Annotated in this window: 28 protein-coding genes; 16 read left to right on the top strand and 12 right to left on the bottom strand. The window is 49.9% G+C overall.

Annotated elements, in window-relative coordinates; all coding sequences use genetic code 11:
* Positions 1-11: 11 nt before the first annotated feature.
* Positions 12-881, bottom strand: a complete 870-nt coding sequence (locus tag UC14_RS16540) for a MurR/RpiR family transcriptional regulator (RefSeq protein ID WP_013575314.1) — start codon at positions 879-881, stop codon at positions 12-14.
* 407 nt (positions 882-1288) lie between these two features.
* On the opposite strand from UC14_RS16540, the gene zwf reads away from it, so the two are divergent.
* Entirely contained in the window at positions 1289-2764 is a 1476-nt protein-coding gene (gene zwf / locus UC14_RS16535) for a glucose-6-phosphate dehydrogenase (protein ID WP_013575315.1), read from the top strand.
* 265 nt (positions 2765-3029) lie between these two features.
* Positions 3030-3671: a bifunctional 4-hydroxy-2-oxoglutarate aldolase/2-dehydro-3-deoxy-phosphogluconate aldolase gene (locus UC14_RS16530; protein WP_112198063.1), complete on the top strand. Its 642-nt coding sequence runs from the start codon at positions 3030-3032 to the stop codon at positions 3669-3671.
* Between the two features lie 65 nt (positions 3672-3736).
* Here UC14_RS16530 and UC14_RS16525 read toward each other — a convergent pair whose 3' ends face one another.
* Positions 3737-4081, bottom strand: a complete 345-nt coding sequence (locus tag UC14_RS16525; protein WP_013575317.1) for a RidA family protein — start codon at positions 4079-4081, stop codon at positions 3737-3739.
* A 142-nt stretch (positions 4082-4223) separates the two neighbouring features.
* Here UC14_RS16525 and UC14_RS16520 point away from each other — a divergent pair, with 142 nt between their 5' ends.
* The 5 genes from UC14_RS16520 (at position 4224) to rnd (ending at position 10897) form a co-directional block, all read left to right on the top strand.
* Positions 4224-6137: an ATP-dependent DNA helicase gene (locus UC14_RS16520; RefSeq protein WP_037034682.1), complete on the top strand. Its 1914-nt coding sequence runs from the start codon at positions 4224-4226 to the stop codon at positions 6135-6137.
* A gap of 129 nt (positions 6138-6266) precedes the next feature.
* A complete protein-coding gene (gene tsaB / locus UC14_RS16515) occupies positions 6267-6968 on the top strand; it encodes a tRNA (adenosine(37)-N6)-threonylcarbamoyltransferase complex dimerization subunit type 1 TsaB (RefSeq protein WP_015689882.1) in 702 nt (233 codons plus the stop codon).
* Between the two features lie 62 nt (positions 6969-7030).
* A complete protein-coding gene (locus UC14_RS16510) occupies positions 7031-7663 on the top strand; it encodes a Slp family lipoprotein (RefSeq protein WP_112198062.1) in 633 nt (210 codons plus the stop codon).
* Positions 7664-7980: 317 nt separating this feature from the next.
* Positions 7981-9678: a long-chain-fatty-acid--CoA ligase FadD gene (fadD, locus tag UC14_RS16505; RefSeq protein WP_013575321.1), complete on the top strand. Its 1698-nt coding sequence runs from the start codon at positions 7981-7983 to the stop codon at positions 9676-9678.
* Between the two features lie 97 nt (positions 9679-9775).
* Complete coding sequence (rnd, locus tag UC14_RS16500) at positions 9776-10897, top strand: ribonuclease D (RefSeq protein ID WP_013575322.1); 1122 nt, start codon at positions 9776-9778, stop codon at positions 10895-10897.
* Positions 10898-11244: 347 nt separating this feature from the next.
* Here the strand turns inward: rnd and minE are convergent, their stop codons facing one another.
* Genes minE through minC form a run of 3 tightly spaced genes read right to left on the bottom strand, consistent with a single transcriptional unit; the run spans position 11245 to position 13044 of the window.
* Positions 11245-11514: a cell division topological specificity factor MinE gene (minE, locus tag UC14_RS16495; protein WP_013575323.1), complete on the bottom strand. Its 270-nt coding sequence runs from the start codon at positions 11512-11514 to the stop codon at positions 11245-11247.
* 3 nt (positions 11515-11517) lie between these two features.
* The gene (gene minD, locus UC14_RS16490; protein ID WP_013575324.1) at positions 11518-12330 is read right to left on the bottom strand and encodes a septum site-determining protein MinD; all 813 of its coding nucleotides are present in this window, start codon (positions 12328-12330) and stop codon (positions 11518-11520) included.
* Between the two features lie 24 nt (positions 12331-12354).
* A complete protein-coding gene (gene minC, locus UC14_RS16485) occupies positions 12355-13044 on the bottom strand; it encodes a septum site-determining protein MinC (RefSeq protein WP_013575325.1) in 690 nt (229 codons plus the stop codon).
* 136 nt (positions 13045-13180) lie between these two features.
* Here minC and UC14_RS16480 point away from each other — a divergent pair, with 136 nt between their 5' ends.
* The 4 genes from UC14_RS16480 to UC14_RS16465 all read left to right on the top strand — a co-directional run bounded on the left by UC14_RS16480 (position 13181) and on the right by UC14_RS16465 (position 15991).
* A complete protein-coding gene (locus UC14_RS16480) occupies positions 13181-13453 on the top strand; it encodes a YcgL domain-containing protein (RefSeq protein ID WP_013575326.1) in 273 nt (90 codons plus the stop codon).
* Between the two features lie 122 nt (positions 13454-13575).
* Complete coding sequence (locus UC14_RS16475) at positions 13576-14751, top strand: lytic transglycosylase domain-containing protein (protein ID WP_112198061.1); 1176 nt, start codon at positions 13576-13578, stop codon at positions 14749-14751.
* A 26-nt stretch (positions 14752-14777) separates the two neighbouring features.
* A complete protein-coding gene (locus UC14_RS16470) occupies positions 14778-15434 on the top strand; it encodes a fumarylacetoacetate hydrolase family protein (protein WP_013575328.1) in 657 nt (218 codons plus the stop codon).
* A 107-nt stretch (positions 15435-15541) separates the two neighbouring features.
* A complete protein-coding gene (locus tag UC14_RS16465) occupies positions 15542-15991 on the top strand; it encodes a YcgN family cysteine cluster protein (RefSeq protein ID WP_013575329.1) in 450 nt (149 codons plus the stop codon).
* 26 nt (positions 15992-16017) lie between these two features.
* Here UC14_RS16465 and UC14_RS16460 read toward each other — a convergent pair whose 3' ends face one another.
* On the bottom strand, positions 16018-17259 hold the full coding sequence (locus UC14_RS16460) for a tyrosine-type recombinase/integrase (RefSeq protein WP_255563073.1): 1242 nt from the start codon (positions 17257-17259) through the stop codon (positions 16018-16020).
* Positions 17260-17434: 175 nt separating this feature from the next.
* On the opposite strand from UC14_RS16460, the gene UC14_RS16455 reads away from it, so the two are divergent.
* From UC14_RS16455 to UC14_RS16445, 3 genes are all read left to right on the top strand, one after another.
* Positions 17435-17629, top strand: a complete 195-nt coding sequence (locus tag UC14_RS16455; RefSeq protein WP_112151902.1) for a hypothetical protein — start codon at positions 17435-17437, stop codon at positions 17627-17629.
* Positions 17626-18195 carry a recombination protein NinG gene (locus UC14_RS16450; protein WP_112151903.1) on the top strand — a complete coding sequence of 190 codons (570 nt, stop codon included), beginning with the start codon at positions 17626-17628 and terminating at the stop codon, positions 18193-18195. The genes UC14_RS16455 and UC14_RS16450 overlap by 4 nt, the downstream gene beginning before the upstream one ends.
* A gap of 648 nt (positions 18196-18843) precedes the next feature.
* The gene (locus UC14_RS16445) at positions 18844-19047 is read left to right on the top strand and encodes a hypothetical protein (RefSeq protein ID WP_112151904.1); all 204 of its coding nucleotides are present in this window, start codon (positions 18844-18846) and stop codon (positions 19045-19047) included.
* Positions 19048-19051: 4 nt separating this feature from the next.
* Here the strand turns inward: UC14_RS16445 and UC14_RS16440 are convergent, their stop codons facing one another.
* Positions 19052-20278, bottom strand: a complete 1227-nt coding sequence (locus UC14_RS16440) for an acyltransferase (RefSeq protein WP_112151905.1) — start codon at positions 20276-20278, stop codon at positions 19052-19054.
* A 56-nt stretch (positions 20279-20334) separates the two neighbouring features.
* On the opposite strand from UC14_RS16440, the gene UC14_RS16435 reads away from it, so the two are divergent.
* The gene (locus UC14_RS16435) at positions 20335-20622 is read left to right on the top strand and encodes a hypothetical protein (RefSeq protein WP_198670080.1); all 288 of its coding nucleotides are present in this window, start codon (positions 20335-20337) and stop codon (positions 20620-20622) included.
* Positions 20623-20787: 165 nt separating this feature from the next.
* Here the strand turns inward: UC14_RS16435 and iraP are convergent, their stop codons facing one another.
* The 5 genes from iraP to nhaB form a co-directional block, all read right to left on the bottom strand.
* Positions 20788-21129, bottom strand: a complete 342-nt coding sequence (iraP, locus tag UC14_RS16430) for an anti-adapter protein IraP (protein WP_013575330.1) — start codon at positions 21127-21129, stop codon at positions 20788-20790.
* Between the two features lie 114 nt (positions 21130-21243).
* Positions 21244-22353, bottom strand: a complete 1110-nt coding sequence (locus UC14_RS16425) for an AI-2E family transporter (protein ID WP_013575331.1) — start codon at positions 22351-22353, stop codon at positions 21244-21246.
* 236 nt (positions 22354-22589) lie between these two features.
* Positions 22590-22787, bottom strand: a complete 198-nt coding sequence (locus UC14_RS16420; protein ID WP_013575332.1) for a hypothetical protein — start codon at positions 22785-22787, stop codon at positions 22590-22592.
* A 65-nt stretch (positions 22788-22852) separates the two neighbouring features.
* Positions 22853-23383, bottom strand: a complete 531-nt coding sequence (gene dsbB / locus UC14_RS16415; protein WP_013575333.1) for a disulfide bond formation protein DsbB — start codon at positions 23381-23383, stop codon at positions 22853-22855.
* 181 nt (positions 23384-23564) lie between these two features.
* Positions 23565-25142 (bottom strand): sodium/proton antiporter NhaB, encoded by a 1578-nt coding sequence (gene nhaB, locus UC14_RS16410; RefSeq protein ID WP_013575334.1) that lies wholly within the window; start codon positions 25140-25142, stop codon positions 23565-23567.
* Positions 25143-25386: 244 nt separating this feature from the next.
* Here nhaB and fadR point away from each other — a divergent pair, with 244 nt between their 5' ends.
* Positions 25387-26109, top strand: a complete 723-nt coding sequence (fadR, locus tag UC14_RS16405) for a fatty acid metabolism transcriptional regulator FadR (RefSeq protein WP_013575335.1) — start codon at positions 25387-25389, stop codon at positions 26107-26109.
* The last annotated feature ends 107 nt before the right edge of the window (positions 26110-26216 follow it).

Genomic DNA, 26216 nt, shown 5'->3' with positions numbered 1-26216 from the left:
GCATGACGAGCTTACTCCGGCAGGTTAGGGACAACCATTCCCTTATCAAAGCGCGATTCTTTCAACGCTTCTTTGACCCGCTTCAGGTTATCTCTGAATTTTGCACCACGACGCAGCGTAAACCCGGTAGCCAGCACATCAATCAACGTCAACTGAGCGATTCGAGAAACCATCGGCATATAAACGTCGGTATCTTCCGGAACATCCAGTAACAGAGCCAGCGTGGCCTCATGCGCCAGTGGCGTATTAAAGGACGTGATGGCAATGACCGTAGCGTCGTTTTCGCGGGCAAGTTGCGCCAGCTCGACCAGATTTTTGGTGCGGCCGGTGTGGGAAATCAACACTACCACATCGCCTTCGCTGGAATTCATGCAACTCATGCGCTGCATGACGATGTCATCGAAATACACCACGGGAATGTTAAAGCGGAAGAATTTGTTCATGGCATCATGCGCCACTGCGGCCGATGCGCCCAGCCCAAAGAAAGAAATCTTTTTCGCCTGGGTGAGTAAATCGACTGCGCGGTTGATGGCAGCGATATCGAGAGTATTTTTCACCTGATCGAGGCTGGCCATAGCGGATTCGAAAATTTTGCTGGTGTAAGCGCTGACGCTGTCGCTTTCATCCACGTTACGGTTCACATAAGGTGTGCCGTTTGCCAGACTTTGTGCCAGATGTAATTTAAAATCTGGAAACCCTTTTGTGTCGAGGCGACGGCAAAAACGGTTTACAGTAGGTTCACTGACGTCCGCCATGCGGGCGAGAGTGGCAATACTGGAGTGGATTGCAATGTGTGGGGATGCCAGGATCACTTCGGCGACTTTGCGTTCTGACTTGCTCAGAATGTCAAGGTGGGTCTGGATTTTTTCCAACGTATTCATAAGCATGACACTCATAGGTTTCAACGATTTCTTTGAAAAGAGGAAATCGTGTTGATTTGATGAAAATATACTACGCGCTTAATGCTGTTGGCAGCGTCAGTCAGGCGAAAAAACGCTTTTTTTGTCAGAGTTTGACCGGGATCTAACTTTCAGTATGGTAAATTCTGTTCAGTTTTGTCATAAAATTACAGAATGTGGTGGGTTTTACTATCCGCTGAGACATTTATGATAAAAACAAGCTTTTCCGCAGAGTTATCCCCCTGTCAGAACATGGTTTACGGCTCACGGGCAATCAGAGTACATTGTTGCTGAAATAAAATTACAATATGTACCCGAGATAATTCGAGTTGCGGCTCACGCACAGCAACCAGAAATATGTTAGGTATTCCTGCATTGAGGAGAAGAACATGGCGGTAACTCAGACAGCCCAGGCGTGTGATCTGGTAATTTTCGGTGCAAAGGGCGATCTTGCGCGCCGTAAGCTGTTGCCTTCCCTGTATCAGTTAGAGAAAGCGGGTCACATTCACCCGGACACCCGCATCATCGGTGTCGGACGTGCGGAATGGGACAAAGCGGCCTATACCGAAGTGGTCAAAGAAGCACTGACCACCTTCATGAAAGAAAAAATTGATCCGGAACTGTGGGATAAGCTCAGCGCCCGTCTTGATTTCTGTAACCTTGATGTCAACGATGTGAAGCATTTCAAAGTGCTGGGCAAAATGCTTGACCAGCAAAATCGCGCCACCATTAACTACTTTGCGATTGCGCCAGGCCACTTCGGTGCGATTTGCCGCGGTCTGGGCGAAGCAGGGCTGAACAAAGAACCTGCGCGCGTCGTGATGGAGAAACCACTGGGACACTCTCTGGAGTCTTCTCAGGTTATCAACGATCAAGTCGCGGAATACTTCGCTGAGTCCCAGGTTTACCGTATCGACCACTATCTGGGTAAAGAAACGGTACTGAATCTGCTGGCACTGCGTTTCGCTAACAATCTGTTTGCCAGCAACTGGGATAACCGCACCATTGATCATGTGCAGATCACGGTCGCTGAAGAAGTCGGTATCGAAGGCCGCTGGGGTTACTTTGATGACGCGGGTCAGATGCGCGACATGATCCAGAACCACTTGCTGCAAATTCTGACCATGATCGCCATGTCACCTCCGGCTGATCTGAGCACCGACCGTATCCGTGACGAAAAAGTGAAAGTGCTGCGCTCACTGCGTCGTATCGACCAGTCAAACGTGCGTGAAAACACCGTGCGCGGCCAGTACACAGCCGGCTTCGTGCAGGGCAAAAAAGTCCCTGGCTATCTGGAAGAAGAAGGTGCGAAAAAAACCAGCAGCACCGAAACTTTCGTGTCTATCCGTGTGGATATCGACAACTGGCAGTGGGCGGGCGTGCCATTCTACCTGCGCACCGGTAAGCGTCTGCCGAGCAAATGTTCTGAGGTCGTGGTGTATTTCAAAAACCCGGCGCTGAACCTGTTCCGTGATTCTTACCAGCAGTTGCCGCAGAACAAACTGACTATTCGTCTGCAACCGGACGAAGGTATCGAGATCGAAGTGCTGAACAAAGTGCCGGGTCTTGAGCACAAACACCGTCTCCAAACCACCAAGCTGGATCTGAGCTTTACTGAAACCTTCAATGAACAGCATATTGCTGATGCTTACGAGCGTCTGCTGCTGGAAACCATGCGTGGAATTCAGGCGCTGTTCGTCCGTCGTGACGAAGTGGAAGAAGCCTGGAAATGGGTCGATTCCATCATGAACGCATGGGCTGCGGAAAGCGAAGCACCAAAACCGTATCAGTCCGGGACATGGGGGCCGGTGGCTTCCGTGGCGATGATCACCCGCGACGGCCGTTCCTGGAACGAGTTCGAGTAACGAATAATTTATTGAGTCATTACTCCCCAAAATAATTGGAGTTGCAGCAAGGCGGCAAGTGTGTGAGTCCCGATGAGCTGACATGAGTCAGTGATTCGGGTGAACAAGCGCAGCCAACGCCGCTGCGGCTTCAAGTATGACGGGGAGAGTAGTATCGTCCAATCGGGTGTGGTCGGTTACTGGCAGGGTTTAAATTCTGCTGGTCCCTGTGGCAGGGGCGCGCCATCAATCACAACGGTGCCTGCGGGCATGAATGGAGAACAAGATGAAAAACTGGAAAACAAGCGCGGAACAAATTCTGACCTCAGGGCCGGTTGTTCCTGTGATTGTTATCAACAAACTGGAGCATGCGGTTCCGCTGGCTAAAGCGCTGGTTGCGGGTGGCGTCCGTGTGCTGGAAGTGACGTTGCGCACCCCATGCGCGATGGATGCGATCCGTGCCATTGCTCAAGAAGTGCCGGACGCTATCATTGGCGCAGGTACGGTACTCAATCCAGAGCAACTGGCTGAAGTGACCGAGGCGGGTGCCCAGTTTGCGATTAGCCCTGGCCTGACTGATGCTTTGCTGAAAGCAGCCAATGCCGGTTCTATTCCTTTAATCCCGGGGATTTGTACGGTATCCGAACTGATGATGGGTCTGGATGCTGGTCTGCGCGAATTTAAGTTCTTCCCGGCTGAGGCCAATGGCGGCGTGAAAGCGTTGCAGGCGATTGCCGGTCCGTTCCCGCAGGTGCGTTTCTGCCCGACTGGCGGGATTTCGCCGGCGAACTACCGTGATTACCTGGCGCTGAAAAGCGTGCTGTGTATCGGTGGTTCATGGCTGGTGCCAGCCGATGCGCTGGAAAGCGGTGATTACGCACGCATTACTCAGCTGGCGAAAGAAGCGGTCGCCGGTGCAAAGATCTAAAACAGCGACGTGCTGAAAATGAAAAACCTCCCGCGGGAGGTTTTTTTATGTCTGCTGATCAGTGCTTAGCGTGCGGCAATGATCTTGATTTCAATTTTATATTTCGGATTCATCAGGTTAGCCTGAACCGTGCAGCGTACCGGTGCATTGCCCGGTGATACCCAGGCATCCCAGGCTTCATTCATCGCCGGGAAATCTTCTTTATTGACCAGAAACAGTGTGGCATCGAGAATTTTGCTCTTATCCGAGCCCGCTTCCGTTAGCGCAGCATCGATAATGGCCAGCGTTTCTGCGGTCTGGTCTTTTGCATTCGCGTCCAGATTTTCCGGCACTGCCGTGTAATAAATGGTGTTGTTATGGATAACGATGTCGGACATCCGTGGCTCAGGTCGGATACGCTCGATGGTCATATTATGGCTCCAGTTAGTCACTTTTTTATGATGCCGCTAAGGGTATCACAAAGGATGAATACGTTGGATTGGCAGATGGCGGTGGTAGTCGGGGCGAGGGATTGGCATAATCACTGCTGATCCGTACAGGTAGAGAGACAGAGTGACAGACGATTTCGCAACAGACGGCGCACTGGCGCAGAAAATTGAAGGTTTTAAACCCCGTGAACCTCAGCGTCTGATGGCGCAGGCTGTCAGCAAAGCCATCAGCGGTAAGCAAGGGCTGGTGGTGGAAGCCGGTACTGGTACCGGTAAAACCTACGCGTATCTGGCACCGGCATTGCGCTCCGGCAAAAAAGTCATTATCTCCACCGGTTCGAAAAACTTACAGGATCAGCTTTATTCCCGCGATTTGCCCAAAGTTGCCAGCGCGCTGAATTTCAAGGGCCGTCTGGCGCTGCTGAAAGGGCGCTCAAACTATTTATGTCTGGAACGTCTGGAGCAGCAATCGCTCTCCGGCGGCGATCTTGCCAGCCAGGCACTCAGCGAACTGGCGCATCTGCGTCACTGGTCGAGCAGCACGGAAGAGGGCGATATCAGCACCTGCACCGTGGTACCGGAAGACAGCTTTGTCTGGCCGCTGGTGACCAGTACCAACGACAACTGTCTGGGGAGTGACTGCCCGCTGTATAAAGAATGCTTTGTGGTAAAAGCCCGCCGTAAGGCTATGGACGCCGATGTGGTGGTGGTGAACCATCATCTGTTTATGGCGGACATGGTGGTGAAGGAGAGCGGCTTTGGTGAGCTGATCCCCGAAGCTGACGTGATGATTTTCGACGAAGCCCATCAGATCCCTGACATCGCCAGCCAGTATTTTGGCCAGCAGGTCACCAGCCGCCAGCTGCTTGATATGGCAAAAGACATTACTATTGCTTACCGCACGGAAGTCCGTGACTCTGTGCAGTTGCAGAAAAGCGCTGACCGGCTTAGCCAGAGCACGATGGATTTCCGTCTGGCGCTCGGCGAGCCCGGTTTTCGCGGCAATCTTCGCGATGTTCTCAGTCAGCCCGCCATTCAGCGTGCCTTACTGTTGCTCGATGACGCGCTGGAACTTTGCTACGACGTGGTTAAATTGTCCCTCGGCCGTTCTGCGTTGCTGGATGCGGCTTTCGAGCGCGCCACGCTTTACCGCAACCGTCTCAAACGCCTGAAAGACGTGTCGATCCCCGGTTACAGTTACTGGTACGAATGTAATTCACGCCATTTCGTCCTGGCGCTGACTCCCTTGTCGGTGACCGACAAATTCAGCGAGATGATGAAAGAAAAACCGGGGGCGTGGATTTTCACCTCGGCAACGCTTTCGGTGAACGATCAGCTGCATCATTTTACTGAGCGTCTGGGGCTGGATGAGGCAGAAACGTTGCTGCTGCCGAGCCCGTTCGATTACGCCAAACAGGCGCTGTTGTGCGTTCCGCGCTTTCTGCCTGAATCAAATGTGCAGGGCAGTTCGAAACAGCTGGCGCGGATGTTGCGCCCGCTTATCGAAGCTAATAAAGGCCGCTGTTTTTTCCTGTGTACGTCTCACAAAATGATGCGTGAACTGGCGGAAGAATTCAGGGCCAGCCTGACGCTGCCGGTTTTGTTGCAGGGCGAAACCAGCAAGGGCCAGTTGCTGGCGCAGTTTGTCGAAGCCGGTAACGCATTACTGGTCGCCACCAGCAGTTTCTGGGAAGGGGTGGACGTGCGCGGTGACGCGCTGTCGTGCGTAATTATCGACAAACTGCCATTCACGTCGCCTGACGATCCATTGCTTAAAGCCCGTATTGAGGATTGCCGTCTGCGCGGCGGAGATCCGTTCAATGACGTACAATTACCGGATGCTGTCATTACGCTTAAACAGGGTGTCGGACGTTTGATCCGTGATACGGATGATCGCGGGGTGATGGTGATTTGCGATAACAGGCTGGTAATGCGTCCCTATGGTGAAGTTTTTCTCAACAGTTTGCCGCCGACGCCACGCACGCGAGATCTGACGCAAGCGATCCGCTTTTTACAAAACGCTGAAGAGCAGAATTAGCCCTTTGTTTATGCTAAGATGCCGCCCCGAAAAAGGTTCTTATACCCGTCATATTTCACGTTGCAGATGCGTTGACTGCGCGCGAGGTATTGAGGGTATAACTTATTAATTTCCCGCCTGAGGTTTGGCATGTCCACGCGAATTTTAGCAATTGATACGGCGACAGAAGCCTGTTCGGTTGCGCTTTACGATCAGGGCGAAACGCTCGCTCATTTTGAACTTTGCGCCCGCGAACATACGCAGCGCATTCTGCCACTGGTGCAGCAGATCCTCGCCGAAGCGGGGCTTTCCCTGAAACAACTCGACGCACTGGCCTTCGGCCGGGGACCGGGTAGTTTTACCGGTGTGCGCATCGGCATAGGTATCGCGCAAGGCTTATCGCTCGGCGCAGAACTGCCTTTGTTGCCCGTCTCCACCTTACTCACCATGGCGCAGGGTGCTTACCGCCAGACCGGCGCGGAACAGGTGCTGGCAGCCATTGATGCCCGCATGGGCGAAGTGTACTGGGGTGAATTTACCCGCAATACACAAGGTGTCTGGAGCGGTGAAAATACCGAGACGGTCATCAAACCTGAACAACTGCTGGCGCGTACCGTTGAGCGAAACGGGCGCTTTGCCACCGTGGGTACGGGCTGGGAAGCCTATCCGCATTTACTGGGTGAATCCCCGGCGGCGGATTTATTTGATGGAAAAATGTTACTGCCGCAGGCGGAAGATATGTTGCCGCTGGCGCTGCAGCTCTGGGAAAACGGTATTCGCGTTAATCCGGAAGATGCTGAACCGACTTACCTGCGTAATGAAGTTACGTGGAAAAAGCTGCCAGGCCGATAAGTCATGGCAACTTGTGCATCAAAAGACGGTCAAAATGAAGAGTTTGCACAGGAGTCATCGTAATGCGTAAGTGGTCTGTTGTTCAGCAGTTATCAGGTGTAACGGGTAAGAAAATGGTGCTGAGTGCTGTTGCACTCAGCGTGTTGGTATTATCAGGGTGTGTCACCGTGCCCGATGAAATTCGTGGGACCACGGCTACGCCGCAAATGAATTTACAGGCCGTGCAGGGCGCGCCGAATTTGTACGTCGGGCAGGAGTCGCGTTTTGGCGGCAAAGTGATTGCCGTAACCAACCTGCAAAACAAGACGCGTCTGGAAATCGCAACTGTTCCGCTGGATGAGGGCGCTCGCCCGATTTTAGGGGCAGCATCACGCGGACGCATCATGGCTTACATTAACGGTTTTGTGGATCCGGTGGATTACCGCAATCAGTTAGTGACCGTCGTCGGGCCAATTACCGGCGTGGAAAAGGGCACCATCGGCCAGACGTCTTATGATTTCGTTACCGTTAATGTCAACAGCTACAAACGCTGGCGGATACAGCAACAGGTCGTCATGCCTCCGCAACCTATCGGCCCGTGGGGCTATGGTTTTGGCGGGCCGTATGATTCCTGGGGGCGGGGGTTTGGGCCCGGTTGGGGTCCCGGCTGGTATAATACAGCACCGGCCCGGGTCGAAAGCGTCGTCACCGAATAGACCGCCGCCGCCGCGTGGAGCTCCGCCTTCTCATGGCGCGCTTCCCCCGGCAACAGTAAAACCGGCAGCGACGCATTCTGTTGTGCCGCTGCCCGGGAAATGACCTGAAGAGAAGCGTTGTTAAGGCGGCTTAATTGCCGCCTTTTTATTTTCTGCCATGGACGGTTGACAAAGTAAGGGCACAGAAAAAGTGACCCGCCTCTCAACCTCGACATTGTTTGAAACGCAACTGGTAAGCTGAGTTAAAATATTGTTAAAGACGTGATAAAACTCGTCGAATAGAGACGGCAACAGAACATGATTTCAGGAGTGATACCTTGGAAAAGGTTTGGCTAAAACGATATCCGGCAGATGTTCCTGAGAACATCGACCCTGACCGCTACAGTTCGCTGGTCGAGATGTTTGAAAATGCTACGTTGCGTTACGCTGACAATGCGGCATTTATCAACATGGGCGAGGTGATGACTTACCGCAAGCTCGAAGAGCGCAGCCGTGCTTTCGCCGCCTATTTGCAAAATGAGCTTGGGCTCAGGAAGGGCGACCGCGTTGCCCTGATGATGCCGAATCTGCTGCAATACCCGATTGCCCTGTTTGGCGTATTGCGCGCCGGCATGGTGGTAGTCAACGTCAATCCTCTGTATACGCCGCGTGAACTCGAGCATCAGCTCAACGACAGCGGTGCCAGTGCCATTGTGATTGTTTCAAACTTTGCACATACCCTGGAAAAAGTGGTGTACAAAACCCAGGTTAAGCATGTGATCCTGACCCGAATGGGCGATCAGCTTTCTGCGGCGAAGGGGACGCTGGTTAACTTTGTGGTGAAATATATCAAACGGCTGGTGCCTAAATACCACTTGCCGAACGCGATTTCCTTCCGCACCGCCTTACAGCGCGGACGTCGTCTGCAATACATTAAGCCCGATATCATTAATAATGATCTGGCGTTCCTGCAATATACCGGCGGAACGACGGGCGTGGCGAAAGGGGCGATGCTGACCCACCGCAACATGCAGGCGAATCTCGAGCAGGCGAAAGCGGCCTACGCGCCGTTGTTACAGCCGGGACATGAGCTGGTGGTAACCGCACTTCCGCTGTATCACATTTTCGCACTGACGGTGAATTGCCTGCTGTTCCTTGAACTGGGCGGTAAAAGCCTGCTCATCACCAATCCGCGCGACGTGCCGGGGATGGTCAAAGAACTCGGGAAATATCCTTTCACGGCTATCAGCGGCGTGAATACATTGTTCAATGCGTTGCTCAATAATGAAGATTTCCGTGAGCTTGACTTCTCCTCGTTGCGTCTTTCTGTCGGCGGCGGAATGTCGGTGCAGAAATCAGTGGCAGAGAAGTGGGAAAAACTGACCGGTAAACATCTGCTGGAGGGTTACGGACTGACAGAATGTTCACCGCTGGTGGCGGGTAACCCGTATGATTTGAAACATTACAGTGGCAGTATCGGTCTGCCAGTGCCATCCACGGAAGTCCGTCTCGTGGATGATAACGGCCAGGATGTCGGGCCTGGCCAGCCTGGCGAGCTGTGGGTTAAAGGCCCGCAGGTTATGCTGGGTTACTGGCAACGGCCTTCCGCCACCGATGAGGTGCTAAAAGATGGCTGGTTATCGACGGGCGATATCGTTACAGTGGACGAGCAGGGCTTCTTACGGATTGTTGACCGTAAAAAAGACATGATTCTGGTTTCCGGTTTCAACGTTTACCCTAACGAAATTGAAGAGGTGGTTTCACAGCATGACAAGGTACTCGAAGTTGCCGCCATTGGCGTGCCGGATGAGTCGTCGGGTGAAATCGTCAAAATTTGCGTGGTGAAGAAAGACCCATCACTGACCAGCGAAGAGCTTCTCGCACATTGTCGTCGGTTATTAACCGGTTACAAAGTACCGAAGATTGTCGAGTTCCGCGACGAGTTGCCGAAGTCAAATGTCGGTAAAATTCTCAGAAGGGAACTTCGTGATGAGCAGCTGAAACCGAAAGCCACTCCGAAGCAGGATGCGGCATAGCGGATTGCCTGTTCAGTCAGAAAGAGTCAGATTCTTAACGCCGGCGATGTCCGGCGTTATCACGTTATAACGCAGTAATGATTAAGAGAATGATGTTTTGAATTATGAGTTGATCACCACCAATGACGCGCTGGAGCAAGTTTGTCTTCAGGCCAAAGCGCACAGTAAAATTGCGCTGGATACCGAATTTGTCCGTACCCGCACGTATTATCCGCAACTGGGGCTCATACAGTTATTCGATGGCGAAAGGCTGACGCTGATCGACCCATTGCCAATCACCGCCTGGCAACCCTTCATTGATTTGCTGGTTGATCCTGATGTCATCAAATTCCTGCATGCCGGCAGCGAAGATCTGGAAGTTTTCCTGAATGCCTTTGGGGTGATGCCTTCGCCGCTGATTGATACGCAGATCCTCGCTGCTTTCAGCGGGCGCCCGTTGTCCTGTGGTTTTGCACGTCTGGTGGCTGAAACCACCGGCGTTGAGCTGGATAAAAGCGAATCGCGCACTGACTGGATAGCCCGTCCGCTGAGCGAAAAGCAATGCGTCTATGCTGCGGCTGACGTGTGGTATCTGCTGCCGCTGGCCGATCAACTGATGCGTGAAACACAAGACGCAGGGTGGATGGATGCCGCGCTGGATGAATGTCTTGCTCTGTGCCGCCGCCGTAAGGAAGTGCTGCAACCGGAACTGGCTTATCTGGAAATCAGTAACGCTTTTCAGTTGCGTCCACGCCAGTTGGGATGCCTGAAGTTGTTAGCCGCGTGGCGCCTGAACCAGGCCCGTCAGCGTGATCTGGCCGTTAATTTTGTAGTACGTGAGGAAAACCTCTGGCAGGTGGCGCGCTATCAGCCAACGTCGCTGGGCGAGCTGGAAGCGCTTGGTCTGAGTGGCCCGGAGATTCGCTATCACGGGCGTACGTTGCTGGCGCTGGTGGAGGAATCGAATGCACTGGATGAAGCTGAACTGCCCGCACCGATTTTGAACCTGATTGATCAGCCGGGTTACCGCAAAGTCTTTAAGGATATTAAGGCACTTATTCAGACTGTCAGTGAAGAGAGTAAACTGAGCGTTGAAATGCTGGCATCACGTCGCCAGATTAATCAGTTACTGACCCATCACTGGAAGTTAAAAGATAAAGAATCACAACCTGAATTAATCAGTGGCTGGCGCGGGAAGTTGTTAGCTGAAAGACTGAATGAAATTTTGAGCAATTATTGATTCCTTCTTTTAAGAAGGAAAGTGAATATGCGTTAAAAAGAGCGGGCAATTGTCCCGCTCTTTTTATTTTATATTTCCCGATAACGCTTAATCCTAAAATAGCGGCAATCAGGCCAGTCTGGGGATATTAAATTCCAGCTAAAATGAGAGAAGTCTTAATCAAGAATTATCAGGAATAAGCACAAACAGACGGAAAAAGAACCTGTTTAATGGGGTTATATACAGTGGTTATTTCGGGGCGGGAAGAGAATAGCGGAAGGGAACGAGATAAAAAGCAGTAGCCCCCTGAAAAAACAGGGGGCGCTATGCTGAAAAAAACACCTGCGAACAAAGCAAACAGACTGCTGTCATTTAGGCGTTTCTTCCGATTCTGGCAGGGTGACGTTAAGTTCCAGTACGGAAATATCGTCACCTTTTTGCTCGAACTGAACCTGCAACATTTCTGGGTCAATCTTAATGTACTTACAGATGACCGCCAGAATGTCACGTTTCAGTTCAGGCAGATAGGATGGTTCACTATCCCCTCGACGCCGTTCGGCTACGATGATCTGTAGCCGTTCCTTGGCTATATTGGCTGTCGATTTTTTGCGGGACAGAAAGAAATCTAACAATGCCATGGTTTATCCCCCAAAAAGGCGTTTCAGGAAACTCTTCTTCTCTTCCTCAATGAAACGGAATGCACGTTCTTCCCCAAGCAGACGGCTGACAGTATCGTCATACGCTTTCCCTGCATCGGATTCCTGATCCAGAATGACCGGCTCGCCCTGGTTGGACGCACGCAGTACAGACTGATCTTCCGGGATAACCCCGATCAGAGGAATACGCAGGATTTCCAGCACATCTTCCATGCTCAGCATGTCGCCACGGCTGACACGGCCCGGGTTGTAACGGGTAAGAAGCAGATGTTCTTTGATAGGCTCTAAGCCTTGTTCCGCACGGCGAGATTTTGAAGACAAAATGCCCAGGATGCGGTCGGAGTCACGAACGGAAGAGACTTCTGGGTTGGTGGTGATCACGGCTTCATCGGCGAAATACAACGCCATCAGTGCGCCGGTTTCGATGCCCGCAGGGGAATCGCACACCACGAAATCAAATTCCATTTCGGCTAAATCGTTCAGGATCTTCTCAACGCCTTCGCGGGTCAGTGCGTCTTTATCACGTGTTTGCGAAGCCGGAAGAATAAACAGGTTTTCGGTGCGTTTATCTTTGATAAGCGCCTGATTCAGCGTGGCATCACCCTGGATCACGTTAACGAAATCATAAACCACCCGGCGCTCACAGCCCATAATCAGGTCGAGATTACGCAGACCGATATCGAAATCGATAACTACAGTCTTTTTGCCTTTTTGAGCTAAACCGGTAGCAATGGCCGCGCTTGAAGTGGTCTTGCCAACGCCCCCTTTACCCGATGTAACAACTATGATGCGTGCCATGAATGGATTCCTTGTCAAAAGGGCTTAGTTTAAAGGTTGTATGGTTAACACATTATTTAACAGGCTGAGGCGCGCTGCCTGACCGAGATAATCGGCCGGGATTTGATCACTCAACCAGTATTGCCCTGCGATAGAGACTAGTTCAGCGCCTAACTGCGTGCAAAAAATCTGACAATTTGCATCGCCTGCTGCGCCAGCCAGCGCTCTGCCTCGCATCATGCCGTAGATGTGGATATTGCCATCGGCAATCAGTTCCGCACCTGCGCTGACACTGTTGGTCACGATGAGGTCGCTGTTACGGGCATAAATTTGTTGGCCGGATCTGACCGGAGTACTGACAATGCGGGTTTTAGCCGGTGCATTGTCGGGCACGACAGGAACCGGTGGTTCTGCAGCGATACGCTGTGCGCGGCCTTCACTCAGCAGCGGTAAACCGGTGCGGGAAAGTGCGCGTTTTTGCGCCTCATCTTTGCAACCACTGATGCCAACAATGCGAAAGCCTGCAGAAGCGACAGCCTGTTGAATGTCTTTCCAGTTTGCTTCACCGGTCAGTGAGGCAACGTTGATAACAACAGGGGCATTTTTCAAAAAGGCTGGAGCTTGCTCCACTTTTTCCTGTAATGCCTGGTAAATAACCTCAGGTTGTGAACTATGTAAATGAACAACCGATAAGGTAAAACTGCTGCCTTTTAGTTCTATTGGCGATTGTGACATCTATCCTGACTCAGTCTCAGCAACTCTAAATCCCCGGAATACCACTCGGGGGGCGATATTCCGATGTACGATAAGCATGTTATAGTTACAGTTATATCTAGGCAAGCCACCGTTTCAATAAAATAGAGTTAAAAAAATGCTTTGTGTGATCTATAGAAGTACTAAACGCGACCAGACTTATCTGTATGTCGAAAAAAAAGACGATTTTTCCCGTGTGCCTGAAGAATTACTCAAAGGTTTTGGCGTGCCTCAGTTCTCAATGATGCTAAACCTGGCAAACCGTGAAAAACTTGCCACAGCAGATATTGCTAAAGTGCGTCAGTCGCTGGAAGAGCAGGGTTATTATCTGCAGGTTCCACCGCCGGTAGAAAGTTTATTGAATATTCATCTGAACGACGCCAGTAAATAACGCATTCCTGACATTTGTCTCGGCACTCCTCGAACTTTCAGACGGCATGACTTGCATTCATCTTGGTCGTGCTCAAAGCTTATAGCGATGAATCACTTGCAGAAGTCAAAAGGAAGAAATTGATGAAATTGTCGGCACTGGCCGTGTTAACACCGCTGATCATCCTCAGTGGTTGTGCAGCACAGAAAGCTACCTCAGGGCAACCCTCTACACCATCCACTGCGGCAACACAGCCTGCTGCTGCCGCACCGGCAGCGCCTTCTGGCAAAACGTCTCTGGCTGAACAGGGGCGGGACCCCGCGGAATTCCCGGCTTATGTCGAACAACTCAAAGCACAGGCGCTCTCACAAGGGATCCGCCAGCAGACCATCGACAGCACCTTCGCCAACATTCATTTTGTTGACCGCGTGATCAATTCAGATCGCAATCAGCTCGAAAAGAAAATTACCCTCGACGATTATCTGACACGCGTTCTGCCTGAATGGAAGATTAAACAGGGGCAGGAACAGCTTCAGAGTAATTTGCCTGCGCTGACAAAAGCCAGCGAACGTTATGGGGTTCAGCCGCAGTACATTGTGGCGTTATGGGCGATGGAAAGCAGCTTCGGCAAAATTCAGGGTAAAGAGGATGTATTCTCTGCGCTGGCCACACTGGCCTTCGAAGGACGTCGTGAAGCCTTCTTCACCAAAGAATTTATGTCGGCGCTTAAAATTGTCGATTCCGGTAAAGCCACCAGCGACATGATGAAAGGTTCCTGGGCGGGTGCGATGGGGCAGTCGCAGTTTATGCCAAGTTCTTATCTGACTTACGGCGCTGACGGTAACGGCGACGGCAAGATAGACATCTGGGCAAACACCGATGATGTTTTTGCTTCCACGGCCAATTATTTGGCGAAAGAAGGCTGGAAAGGCGATCAGGGCTGGGGCCAGGAAGTGAAATTACCAGCTAACTTTGATGGCGCTCTGTCGGGGCTGAAAAATAACCAGATGCATCCGGCCAGCTACTGGCAGCAGCGCGGCGTGACGCAAGTTGACGGCAACCCGCTAATGTCGACAGCGACCCGTTCATGGATTATCACACCGGATGACACGCAGGGGCGCGCGTTCCTGGTTTACGATAACTTCCGTACGATCATGCACTGGAACCGTTCAACCTATTTCGCGCTGAGTATCGGCATGATGGCGGATGGTATTATGGGCTCGCAGTCACCGGTGGCTTCCGGCGATTTAGCACCGGCGACAACTCCGGCGCCTTCTGCACCGTTAGCGCCAGCACCGCATAATCCGTTCAGCGGCTGAAATTCCTAACTTCAAGGAGTAGCTGTATGTACCAACACAGAGACTGGCACGGCGCATTACTGGATTTTCCGGTCAACAAAGTCGTGTGTGTCGGCAGTAACTACGCCGATCATATTAAAGAGATGGGCGGGCAGAAAGCGGCGGAACCGGTGTTATTTATCAAGCCGGAAACCGCTTTGTGCGATTTCCGCCAACCCATCGTCATCCCGAAGGATCTCGGTGCGGTACATCATGAAGTCGAACTGGCGGTACTTATCGGCACACCACTGAAGCAGGCGACGGAAGATCGCGTCGCCAATGCTATCGCTGGTTACGGGCTGGCACTTGACCTGACGCTGCGGGATTTGCAGTCGACGTTCAAACAAGCCGGACAACCCTGGGAAAAAGCCAAAGGGTTTGACGGTTCCTGCCCGATGAGCGGATTTATTCCGGTAAGTGAATTTGGTGATGCACAACAGGCTGAACTGCGGTTAGAGATCAATGGAGAAGTGCGTCAGAGCGGGAATACCCGCGATATGCTGACGCCGCTTCTGCCGCTGATTGCCTATATGAGCCGCTTCTTCACGCTGCGCGCGGGCGATATCATTCTGACCGGTACACCACACGGCGTCGGCCCGCTAAAAGCGGGTGATGAAATTGTGGCTACACTTAATGGTAAACAGGTAAGTTCCCGCGTGATCTGACGGCGTTTTTCCTCTCCGCCGGAACCCATTTCCGGCGGCTTTACTTGCATCTGCAGGCTAAAGCGTCTATATAAGCACCCTCATTTTCTTTATACCGGATGCACATTATGACTGAACCCGCTTTTTGGCAGCACAAAACGCTGTCTGAAATGACCGACGAAGAATGGGAAGCATTGTGCGACGGCTGCGGACAATGCTGCCTGCATAAGCTGATCGACGAAGACACCGATGAAATCTATTTCACCAACGTCGCCTGTAACCAGCTCAACATCAAGTCTTGCCAGTGTCGTAACTATGAACGTCGTTTCACGCTGGAAGAAGATTGCATTAAACTGACCCGCGAAAACCTGACAACCTTCGACTGGCTGCCGCCAACCTGCGCCTATCGCCTGATCGGCGAAGGACGCCCGCTGCTTCCCTGGCATCCGTTGCTGAACAAAGCATCGAAATCGGCCATGCATACAGCGCAGATCTCCGTACGTTACATCGCCGTGCGCGAAGACGACGTTGAAGACTGGCAGGATCACATCCTGAATAAGCCAAGCTGGGCCAGATAACTACCTGAAGTGATTGAAGAACTTCATCACTGTGATATAGCGCGGGGCATATACGGGGCATCACCCGTAAATCCTGCGTTTAAAATGTCCATCTGATTACTGTTATTCTCGCTCATCCACTTCCCGTAAACGCTATACACCATCTGTGAAGATGTGTGACCCATTTGGTTTGCTACAAAGTTAGGATTCGCTCCGGCGCTCAATGCCCAACAGGCGAAAGTGTGTCTCGTTTCGTATGCTTTGCGATGACGAATACCGGCCTTCTTCAGAGCGAAGTTCCACGTCCCGCTAAACACCCCCGGAGAGTACCAGTCTCCACCTTTACCATTTCTGGCGGACAGGCGAGGGGAGAACACAAAGGTGCAATCATCTTTTCGAATTCTGCCAAATTCTCGAAGGTGAACATCTACCTTTATTTGCTTCCCCATCCTCGTTAAAGCCATTTGCTCCTTCAGCGCCTCAATCGCAGGGTTCGTCAACTTGATGGTTCGGTTGCCGCTCTCTGTTTTAGGTGGCGTGAAGTGATTAACAACAGCCATATTTCGGCTAATAGTTATCGTCCATTCCCTGAGATCAATATCTTCCCACGCCAGCGCACATATCTCTCCGTGCCTCATCCCTGTATTCACCGCCAGACTCCAGATGTTCTTTACCTGAAGTGACGGTGCAACTTCTATAAGCCTCGCATACTCCTCCCGCGTTAACGGATCTGGTTCTGATTTGCTTTTCTTCAATGGGCTCACCCCAAGGAAGGGTGAACGTTCTATGTATCCGTTTGCTACCGCAAATTCCATCATCCCTGCAAAGCACGACATGTAGACGTTCACTGTTCTGACTGTGCGGCCCCTCTTGAGTTGTCGGGTTTTCTGATGAATTCCAGCCATCTGAAAACCAGTCAGCAACTCCCTTCTCAGGCCGAGTACCATTTCATTAGTGACAGAAGAAATCAGCCTGTCTTCCCCAATAATCCCTACGCAGATTTTGATGTATGACCGGTACCTGTTAATTCCATTTCGAGTGATTTCCATTTCCTTCAAGGCCAGCCATTTCTCCGCAAGTTGCTCCATCGTGACGTTCAACTGCGCAACACCGAACTTATGCAACTGTTTTGATGAAGGGAACTGCGCGGCGTAGTTGAAGTTTCCAGTTTTGATGGCGTAGCGAATTGACTCCCTTAACTCCCCAGCCATGCGCCGGTTCTTTGCCGTGTCTGGGACGCCAAGGTTTTCCCTAACCCTTTGCCCCTGGTAGATGAACCACACGCGCAGTAATCCGCAGTGGTTCTCTAACCGGATATGACAGATGGAAGAGAACCAGTTTCTACACCGTGCGCTGCTTGTGGCATGGCCTTGGCCGAATCGGAAGTGTATGTCTGCGAATCTTGCGAAAGCTTCTTTGCGCTGGGCGGTGTCGAGGTTTCTGAACAGATGAGGAGTGAGAGTGATGATTAAGTATCTCTTAGCAATATTAGCATTTATCTTCGTATGGTTTGCCGGATTCACCGTATACATCGCAATAAACGGTTTTAACATAGTGTATGGAGGCGACACGGCTGCGGGGGTTGCATTCTTATGGATGGCGTCTCTGGTGGCTGCATTTTGCGGTTATGCTGTGGTTAAAAGTGAGGAGGAAAGGTGAAAACTCCGACCAAAGACCCGAGGCTACGCAAAGAGCCAAAGAAAAAATCCTGCGCAATCTGCTCTACCGAATACACCCCTCGAAGTTCTCTCCAAAAAGTCTGCCACAACTACAAATGCGCTATCACCTTCAACAAGCAACGTGATGCTGAGATAGCAGAGCGTGAATCTCGCAAGCAGAAACGCATCCAGCGCGACGACTTGAAGAGGCGAAGGGAAAAGCTCAAGGGTGTTTCAGAGTGGCAGAAAGAAGCTCAGACAGCGTTTAATCGGTATATCAGAATGCGCGATTTTAACAAGGTCTGCGTCAGTTGCGGAGGGGAGTTAGTGGGTTCCAGCAATTACCTAACCGGCAGCGCGGTAGATGCCAGTCACTACCGGTCACGCGGCGCGGCAGCTCACTTGAAGTTCAATGTTTTTAACTGCCATTCTGCTTGCACTCGTTGTAATCGGCAGCTCAGTGGTAACGCAGTCGAATACCGCATCAGACTCATCGAGCGCATCGGCCTAGAACGCGTCGAAAGCCTCGAATCAAACAACACTCCTCGTAAATTCGACCTCCCATAACGTCATGGGGCCGCCGGGCAGATTGCTTGATGTGAAATACATCACAAGCAACAGCACTTATACACCAACGACTGGTACAAATAAGATTTTCGTGCAGGGTGTTGGCACGGGTGGCAATGGAGGCGGCAGTACTGCAACTAGCTCTTCCTTTGTAACTGCCTGCTCTGGCGGTGCAAGCGGGAGTACTGCACAAGCTTGGTATACCTCAGGGTTTAGTGGTGTAGCAGTAACAATCGGCGCTATTGGGGCAGCAAGCTACGCAGCAGGTGCATCTGGCGGTACATCAAGTTTTGGCTCTCTAATGGTAATCCCCGGGGGTGGAGGTGGACCCGTAAGTGCACAAGGCACATCTGTAGCATTTTGGGCATCGGCAGCAGGTACACCGGGGGCAATCCCAACTTTAAGCGGTCAAGTAAGTGGCGTTGTAAATCAAGGAATGCAAGGATTTAACGGCAACGTATACAGCGGGGTATGCACATCAGGGCTTGGCGGCACCTCCCCATATGGTTCTGGAGGCGGGAACTCATCTAGCGGTCAGGGTGGCGATGCAACCGGGTATGGCGGTGGCGGCGCCGGGGTTCCTGCAAGCTCAGCCGCAACACATGGCGGAAACGGAACCAAAGGCATGTTTATCGTGTGGGAGTATGCATGATGGGAGCTTTAGAGTTGGCCACATGGGCAGTAATAGATAGCGTTACAAATATCGTTGTTAATCGCGTGTGGTGGAATGCTGATGTAGACCAGTGGTCACCGCCAGACGGCACATATGTAATTAAAGTTGATGACCCCGCTCAGGGTGGCATTGGTGACAGTTATAATCCAGCAACTGGCACCTTCACCAAAGCAGAATAAATAATCACAAAATATGACGACGCCAAGGAAGGCTATATTTTTTAAATAGCAAGCAGTTTAATAAATGGCATATATTGCCAAAGATAAATGAAGAAATTAAGCACATAGAAAACAAAGTATATTTATTTTGCAAAAAGCTTGTGTCGAAATTAATACTTGTAATTATATATATAATTACGTGATGAACAAGGAATATGGCAAAGCTTAACTCAGCAAGCTTGTTTAGAATTGATGAGTGCATTGTCGAAAATGCCTTTAGTTCAAAAACAAGCATCAGTATACAAAATATAAAAATTGCAGTTATTATTTTAGTAAGCACTATGTTATCGTTTATGAAGACGAGTAAATATAAAGCACATAGAACAGAGATAATAAACTTGTTCTTTATATCACCATTTGAAAATAAAACTTTTGCAACACCACCAAAAATGAAAAGGACCGCCATGCTGACTATGTTGTTCCATTCATTAACAGTATAAAGAATCGAATATAAATGTGAGTTAAGCAGAAAAACAAACAAAGAAGATGAGAGCGTGATGATGGGGTGTTTGTATATAGCAGACCTTATAAATGGGAACAAAGCATATAATGAAATAATTGCACCTAAGAACCATTCACCTGTAACATAAAAGGTCTGTAATTTATAATTTAGATAGCCATCAAAACCCATGACTGTGAATATAAAGTTTTCGGTAGGGGCTGAAAATGATATAGATCCATTAAAAATAAAAAGTAAAAAAAGACACGCAATGTATGAAATGTAAAACTGTGGAAATATTCTCAAAAGCCTCTTTTTGTAAAAGTCACGAGTGCTAATAAACTCTGATGACATTGTCAGAGAATACCCCGATATAATAACAAACAACCCCACTCCTATCTGACCCAAATCAAAATAATCATTCCCGTGCCATAAAATCATATCTCCATATCCCCTCCTGGTTATCATCTCCACATTGAAATGAAATAAAATAATCATAAGCAAAGAAAAAACCCGCATAAAATCAATTGCAAATAACCTTTTTGGAGGTAAAGACATGAGTGATATCTCTTGTTTGGATAAAAGGAGTGTATCGGCACGATGATTGTAAATTATTACTAAGTATTGTGTTTGCAATTCGTCAGAATGTATGAATATTTTTAGTGAAAGTTTGATCGGACACATGCATTGAGGCGCCTTTGTGCAAAGTTCATATTGCATCCTCCACCAATCTACCCATACAAAGCCCTTCACAATCCAAAACGCCTGAGACTATACTGTATGCATATACAGTACTTATGAGGTGAGTTATGGGCAGGGATTTAGGTTTTGATATCGTGTATCGAGGAGAGACACGTGACTGGATACCGCCGGGCAGATATGTCTTCTTCCAGCGTCTCAAAGAGCACGGTGGTGGCTATTGGCTGGGACAGGTTTACGATGACTGGTTCAGCTTCGTTGTGGAAGAACCGGTGTCACTAAGATATGGCATAGAGATGCTGCAGACAATCGCGGGGCAGAAGAGGGGCATATTCGGGGCAAAAAATTACCGCAAACCGATGTTACTACGTGCCAAGCAGCGCTTCAGTTTGCGGTAATACTCTGTTTAAACCGTGATTAAATCTTACTTCACATCACTTTGCTTCCCGACACCTGCATGCCATGAATAAGCCAAGCTGGGCCAGATAACCGATTTTGCCCGCAATCAGAAAACAAAAAGCCCCGGCAATCATTGCCGGGGCTTTTTATTACGAATTTTTACACTAAATCTCAGAGTCGGGTCTGACACCGTTCATGGCGCTGAGTGCTTCGGCATCCAGTTCAGGATCTTCTTTATCAATCAGTCGGGTCAGTTCAATGAGTGCCTGGAATTGCTCGAACAAAATCTTAGCGTCTGATTTAAGCATCTCATCAGCAGAGTCCAGCACTGAGTTGATGGCTTTGTTCACGCTTTCGATAATTTCCTGGGGGCCGCCATTTTTGCCGACAGTTAAAAATATAGCACTCAGCAAAAGGGACTGAGCCTCAACCTGTGCGGTAAGTTGCTTGGAATCCGCTTCCATGTGGGAGATTTTTGCGACCATACTTAAGATGATATTTTTCATTCATTGCCCCTTCAGACAAAGAGTATCTATTGCTTCTTATTTCTACGCCAGGTTATGAAAACTTCATAATCATATTTGGTAAAACTCGGTGGATTGTCGCAGTTGCTGAGAGCCTCAGGCATCTGGATGGTTTTTCCCTTCTTCGATAAAGTCTTCATTAATCTCATCGGTATTGTTCTGATGATCCCGGCCGGAAAGAATGTTCCAGCAGGCGATGAATAACGCGGCAATCAGCGGGCCAATCACGAAGCCATTGATGCCATATACTTCCATACCGCCAAGTGTGGTGACCAGGATAAGATAATCCGGCATTTTGGTGTCTTTGCCGACCAGCAGCGGACGTAACACGTTATCCACGATGCCGATGACCACCACGAAGAAGGCCACAATAAAGATCCCCTGCCACAGCATCCCGGAGGCGAAGAAATAAATCGCCGCAGGCACCCAGATAATGGCTGAACCCACTGCCGGAATGATCGACAGGAACGCCATCAGAGCACCCCAAAGCAGGCTTCCGTCCAGACCGGCGATGTAAAACGCAATACCGCCCAGCGCGCCCTGTACAACCGCCACCACAACGGTGCCTTTTACTGTCGCGCGAGAAACTGCTGCAAACTTCATAAACAGATGATGCTTTACATACCGTGACAACGGCAGGGTGGCGAGTGTCAGATTGACCAGGTAAGCGCCATCCTTGATCAGGAAGAACAGGATATACAGCATGATGCCGAAACCCACGACAAAGCCGAATGTGCTCTTACCTATTACGAAAACGCTGCCGGCCAGATACTGACTACCTTGCAGTGCCACATCAGAAAGTTTTTTCTGAATCTCAGCGGTGCTGTCGAGATCATGGTCTGACAGGAAGTGCCGTGCCCATCGTGGTAAATGATGGATGAAATCCGCCAGGATCACGGGCAGCTGTGTCTGATTTCCCTGCAGTTTGGTATAAACCGCATTGAATTCAAGTGCCAGCGACGAGGTTATAATCGCCAGAGGGGTGAAGACAATCAGACAAATTATCAAAACGGTCAGCAGAGAGACCACACCGTTGCGATCACCGACAACCTGTTTCAGCCGATTTTTTAACGGATTGAAGATGACGGCGAGAATAATGGCCCATAGTACGGAAGAGTAGTAAGGCCTTAATACATCGAAGAAAGCCAAAGTTACGATAAAAAGAATTGCGATGAAAAAGCCTTTTGAAAATCCTTTAATGAACATTTTTGTTCCTCTGATAAATCTTTTAGCCCTCGTAGCATAGAATGCATTGACGAATTTACAAACGTAGGTCTTTTTTTGTGCAGTGTGTTGTGTGCAGAAGGGGGAAGGGGGAAATCTTACCTCTGATCAAAAGCAACGCCGGGATTAATGGAACTCCGCCATTGCACCCGCGTTAATACCTGTCATTCCATTTCCGTTAAACGTCACTGTCGATTTCTATCCCTGATGTTTAAATTTTATTTAAACAGACCGTATAACACGAAACCAGCGACGACCCAGAAGGCGACGCAGGCTCCAACACAAATGATCCAAATGGCCCAGACGGGAAGATTTTTCATTGCACGTTCCAATAATGGTAATAAAAAGCACAGAGGCAGAAAGCCCGTGTTGACCGGGCGCTGCAGATAATACATCACGTCTGTTTTGGAAAACATCTTCTCCTCCACAGACATAAAAAAAGCGCCATCAGAGGCGCTTTTCCGTGTCAGCAAGGACTGAATTAACGACCAAATAAATCGCGACGTTTTGGTTTAACGAACTGAGCCAGCAGCACCAGAACAGCAATCACCATAAACACGCTGAAAATCACGACCAGCCACTGTGGCATGCCCAGTGACAGGAATTCCCACTGTTTTTCTGCACAATCACCGCTGGCGATAAACATCCACGGGAACCATTTGTCCAGTGGCAACCAGCTTGGGAAACGCGCGGCAAAATCACAGGTGGCGAACGGAGAAGGGTGCAACTGAATCATGGTGTGTTCCCATGACAGGCGGATACCTTCGTAAGCACTGTAGAGCCAGATGAGGATCCCGGCATAGCGTAACCATGTGGAAGGTGCGATAGCACCGACGAGGCCAGCCAGCAGAATACCCATCAGAGCACAACGTTCATAAATACACATGACACAGGGCTTAAGTAACATCACGTGTTGGAAATACAATGCAACCAGCTCAAGTGCCAGTGCAGTCAGAGCCATCAGAAGCCATGCACCGCGACCTTGTGAACAGCGGTTAAGATATTGCAACATAGAAAATTTTTCCCTGCAGTTAGCTACTGACACGCAGTGTAAACCAATTGCTTGCTGCTGCCAGCCTGTCCGAATCAATATTCGGTAAATAATTAATATAAATCGGACAATTCGACTTTAAATTCTGTAATTTCCTGAGTGAAGGTGCTTACAGGAGATTACTGACTCAATCTTTCCTTCATCAATGCACCGGCATGATCTCAGTTACCGGGGGCAAACTCAGCCATCCCATGTCGCTGTACCACTGGGTCATATCGGGCAACAGATACTGAACACACAACAGGCCGACGAGTGTCATGACCACAGTGTACGGCAATGCCATCCAGACCATCCTTCCGTAAGAAAGCCGGATCAGCGGTGCAAGGGCAGAAGTCAGCAGGAACAGGAAGGCTGCCTGACCATTGGGTGTCGCCACTGAAGGCAGGTTGGTGCCGGTATTAATGGCCACGGCCAGCATCTCAAATTGTTTCAGATCGATAATGCCATTTTCCAGCGCCGATTTGGCTTCATTGATGTAGACCGTACCGACGAAAACGTTATCTGAAACCGATGAGAGCAAACCGTTGAACAGGTAAAAGAGTGAAAGCTGGTTGGACGGTGCAGCCTGAAGCACAAAATGAATGATCGGGCTGAACAGATGCTGTTCGACGATCACGGCAACAATGGCAAAAAATACCGTCAGCAGGGCAGTGAACGGCAGTGAATCCTGGAATGCCTTGCCGATGGCATGTTCATCCGTCACACCACATAACGCGGTTGCAAAGATAATCACCGTCAGGCCGATCAGGCCAACCTCAGCGAGATGGAATGCCAGCGCAACAATCAGCCACACACCAATCACCGCCTGCACAGCCAGTTTTATACGCTCCTGCTTCGTGTTGTTCTCGCTGTTCTTTTGATCAAACTTTTTAAGCACTTCATACACCGGATGTGGCAGTTGCGCACCATAACCAAACCAGCGGAAGCGTTCTACCAGCGCACATACAATAAATCCGCAGAAAAAGACCGGCACGCTGACCGGCGACATGCGGATCAGAAAATCGATGAATTGCCAGCCTGCGCTTTTCGCGATGATCAGGTTTTGCGGTTCGCCGACCATCGTCATCACGCCACCCAGCGCGGTACCGACACCGGCGTGCATCATCAGGCTGCGTAAAAATGCGCGGAATTGTTCAAGCACAGCCTGATGCTGCTGATTGCCGGTAAAAGAGCTGTCGTCATTGACCTCAGTATTTTCATTCTGATTTGAAGCAACGTTGTGATAAATGGAATAAAAGCCCACTGAAACGCTGATCACCACGGCAATAACGGTCAGTGCGTCCAGGAATGCGGAAAGAAAGGCGGCAGCAAAACAAAACGCCAGTGAAAGGGCAATTTTATTGCGCAGATTCAACAACAATTTGGTGAACACGGTTAACAGCAACTGCTTCATGAAATAGATGCCAGCGACCATGAAAATCAGCAGCAAGATGACTTCCAGATTAGCAGACACTTCTTCGCGGATCCGTCCTGCGCTGGTCATGCCGATCATGACGGCTTCGATGGCGAGCAATCCACCCGGCTGAAGCGGGTAGCATTTAAGCGCCATACCTAATGTGAAAATGAACTCAATCACCAGCAACCAGCCCGCGATAAAGGGACTGATGAGGAAGAAAATCAGCGGGTTAACAATCAGAAAAACCAGAATTGCTATTTTGTACCAGTTTGGTGACTGGCCAAGAAAATTCTTTATGAATGCGCGGCTGTAGGTTGTTTCCATATTGCCCAAAGGTCCTTTATATATATTTTATTAATGTTTCAAAAAGATAGGTAAGTTTAATCGTCTGACTGGATTTTTCAATAATAAAGGGCGATGCAATAAATCCATGAAAAATGTGAAATTCTGTCAGCCCACCCACAGTTTCAACATTACTTCCGTCGGGACGCTATAACAGGGCATTTTCATCTGGTATGATGAGATGAACTATATCCCTAATAAAAGCCCCACACGGAACGACAAACACATGGTTATTAAGGCACAAAGTCCTGCCGGTTTTGCCGAAGAGTATATCATCGAAAGTATCTGGAATAGCCGCTTCCCTCCGGGTTCAATTTTGCCTGCTGAAAGAGAGCTTTCAGAACTCATTGGTGTAACCCGAACCACATTGCGTGAAGTGTTACAGCGGCTTGCCCGCGATGGATGGTTAACCATTCAGCACGGTAAACCGACGAAAGTGAATAATTTCTGGGAAACATCCGGCCTGAATATTCTTGAAACGCTGGCGCGTCTGGATCATGACAGCGTACCGCAGCTGATTGATAATTTGCTGTCTGTGCGTACCAACATCGCGACGATCTTTATCCGCAAGGCGATGCGTACCAACCCGGAAGAAACCCAACAGGTTCTCGCGAAAGCGACTCAGGTTGAAGATCATGCCGAAGCCTTTACGGCGCTCGATTACGGCATTTTCCGTGGTCTGGCATTCGCCTCTGGCAACCCGATTTATGGTTTGATCATCAACGGACTGCGCGGTCTTTATACGCGCGTCGGACGCTATTACTTCTCCAATCCTGAAGCGCGCAAACTGGCGATCACTTTCTATAAAAAGTTGTCTGATATCTGCCACGAGAAAAGCTATGAGCAGATTGTGGATTGTGTGCGTAATTATGGCCGTCAGAGCGGTGAAATCTGGCACAGCATGCAGGGTGCTATGCCGGGTGACCTGGCCGAACAAAAACATCGTTAATTCCCTATATCCTTCAAACAGTCTCATCGTTGGCTGCCTCGATATAATTTGAAGGATTGAGGGAGCCAGTAATAACAAAAGGGCGCTTAGCGTAATGCCGGTCACTT

This window comes from Rahnella sp. NRRL B-41462 (genome assembly GCF_003263525.1).
GTDB classification, from domain to species: Bacteria; Pseudomonadota; Gammaproteobacteria; order Enterobacterales; family Enterobacteriaceae; genus Rahnella; species Rahnella aceris.
Note: the sequence above shows the minus strand (reverse complement) of the source record. Positions and strands in the feature narration are given on the sequence as shown.

Bases quoted from the DNA above. Each gene is read 5' to 3' on its own strand.
- UC14_RS16540 (WP_013575314.1), bottom strand. From the start codon at position 881: ATGAATACGTTGGAAAAAATCCAGACCCACCTTGACATTCTGAGCAAG.
- zwf (WP_013575315.1), top strand. From the start codon at position 1,289: ATGGCGGTAACTCAGACAGCCCAGGCGTGTGATCTGGTAATTTTCGGT.
- UC14_RS16530 (WP_112198063.1), top strand. From the start codon at position 3,030: ATGAAAAACTGGAAAACAAGCGCGGAACAAATTCTGACCTCAGGGCCG.
- UC14_RS16525 (WP_013575317.1), bottom strand. From the start codon at position 4,081: ATGACCATCGAGCGTATCCGACCTGAGCCACGGATGTCCGACATCGTT.
- tsaB (WP_015689882.1), top strand. From the start codon at position 6,267: ATGTCCACGCGAATTTTAGCAATTGATACGGCGACAGAAGCCTGTTCG.
- UC14_RS16510 (WP_112198062.1), top strand. From the start codon at position 7,031: ATGCGTAAGTGGTCTGTTGTTCAGCAGTTATCAGGTGTAACGGGTAAG.
- minE (WP_013575323.1), bottom strand. From the start codon at position 11,514: ATGGCATTGTTAGATTTCTTTCTGTCCCGCAAAAAATCGACAGCCAAT.
- minD (WP_013575324.1), bottom strand. From the start codon at position 12,330: ATGGCACGCATCATAGTTGTTACATCGGGTAAAGGGGGCGTTGGCAAG.
- minC (WP_013575325.1), bottom strand. From the start codon at position 13,044: ATGTCACAATCGCCAATAGAACTAAAAGGCAGCAGTTTTACCTTATCG.
- UC14_RS16480 (WP_013575326.1), top strand. From the start codon at position 13,181: ATGCTTTGTGTGATCTATAGAAGTACTAAACGCGACCAGACTTATCTG.
- UC14_RS16475 (WP_112198061.1), top strand. From the start codon at position 13,576: ATGAAATTGTCGGCACTGGCCGTGTTAACACCGCTGATCATCCTCAGT.
- UC14_RS16470 (WP_013575328.1), top strand. From the start codon at position 14,778: ATGTACCAACACAGAGACTGGCACGGCGCATTACTGGATTTTCCGGTC.
- UC14_RS16465 (WP_013575329.1), top strand. From the start codon at position 15,542: ATGACTGAACCCGCTTTTTGGCAGCACAAAACGCTGTCTGAAATGACC.
- UC14_RS16455 (WP_112151902.1), top strand. From the start codon at position 17,435: ATGATTAAGTATCTCTTAGCAATATTAGCATTTATCTTCGTATGGTTT.
- UC14_RS16445 (WP_112151904.1), top strand. From the start codon at position 18,844: ATGATGGGAGCTTTAGAGTTGGCCACATGGGCAGTAATAGATAGCGTT.
- UC14_RS16435 (WP_198670080.1), top strand. From the start codon at position 20,335: ATGGGCAGGGATTTAGGTTTTGATATCGTGTATCGAGGAGAGACACGT.
- iraP (WP_013575330.1), bottom strand. From the start codon at position 21,129: ATGAAAAATATCATCTTAAGTATGGTCGCAAAAATCTCCCACATGGAA.
- UC14_RS16425 (WP_013575331.1), bottom strand. From the start codon at position 22,353: ATGTTCATTAAAGGATTTTCAAAAGGCTTTTTCATCGCAATTCTTTTT.
- UC14_RS16420 (WP_013575332.1), bottom strand. From the start codon at position 22,787: ATGTTTTCCAAAACAGACGTGATGTATTATCTGCAGCGCCCGGTCAAC.
- dsbB (WP_013575333.1), bottom strand. From the start codon at position 23,383: ATGTTGCAATATCTTAACCGCTGTTCACAAGGTCGCGGTGCATGGCTT.
- nhaB (WP_013575334.1), bottom strand. From the start codon at position 25,142: ATGGAAACAACCTACAGCCGCGCATTCATAAAGAATTTTCTTGGCCAG.
- fadR (WP_013575335.1), top strand. From the start codon at position 25,387: ATGGTTATTAAGGCACAAAGTCCTGCCGGTTTTGCCGAAGAGTATATC.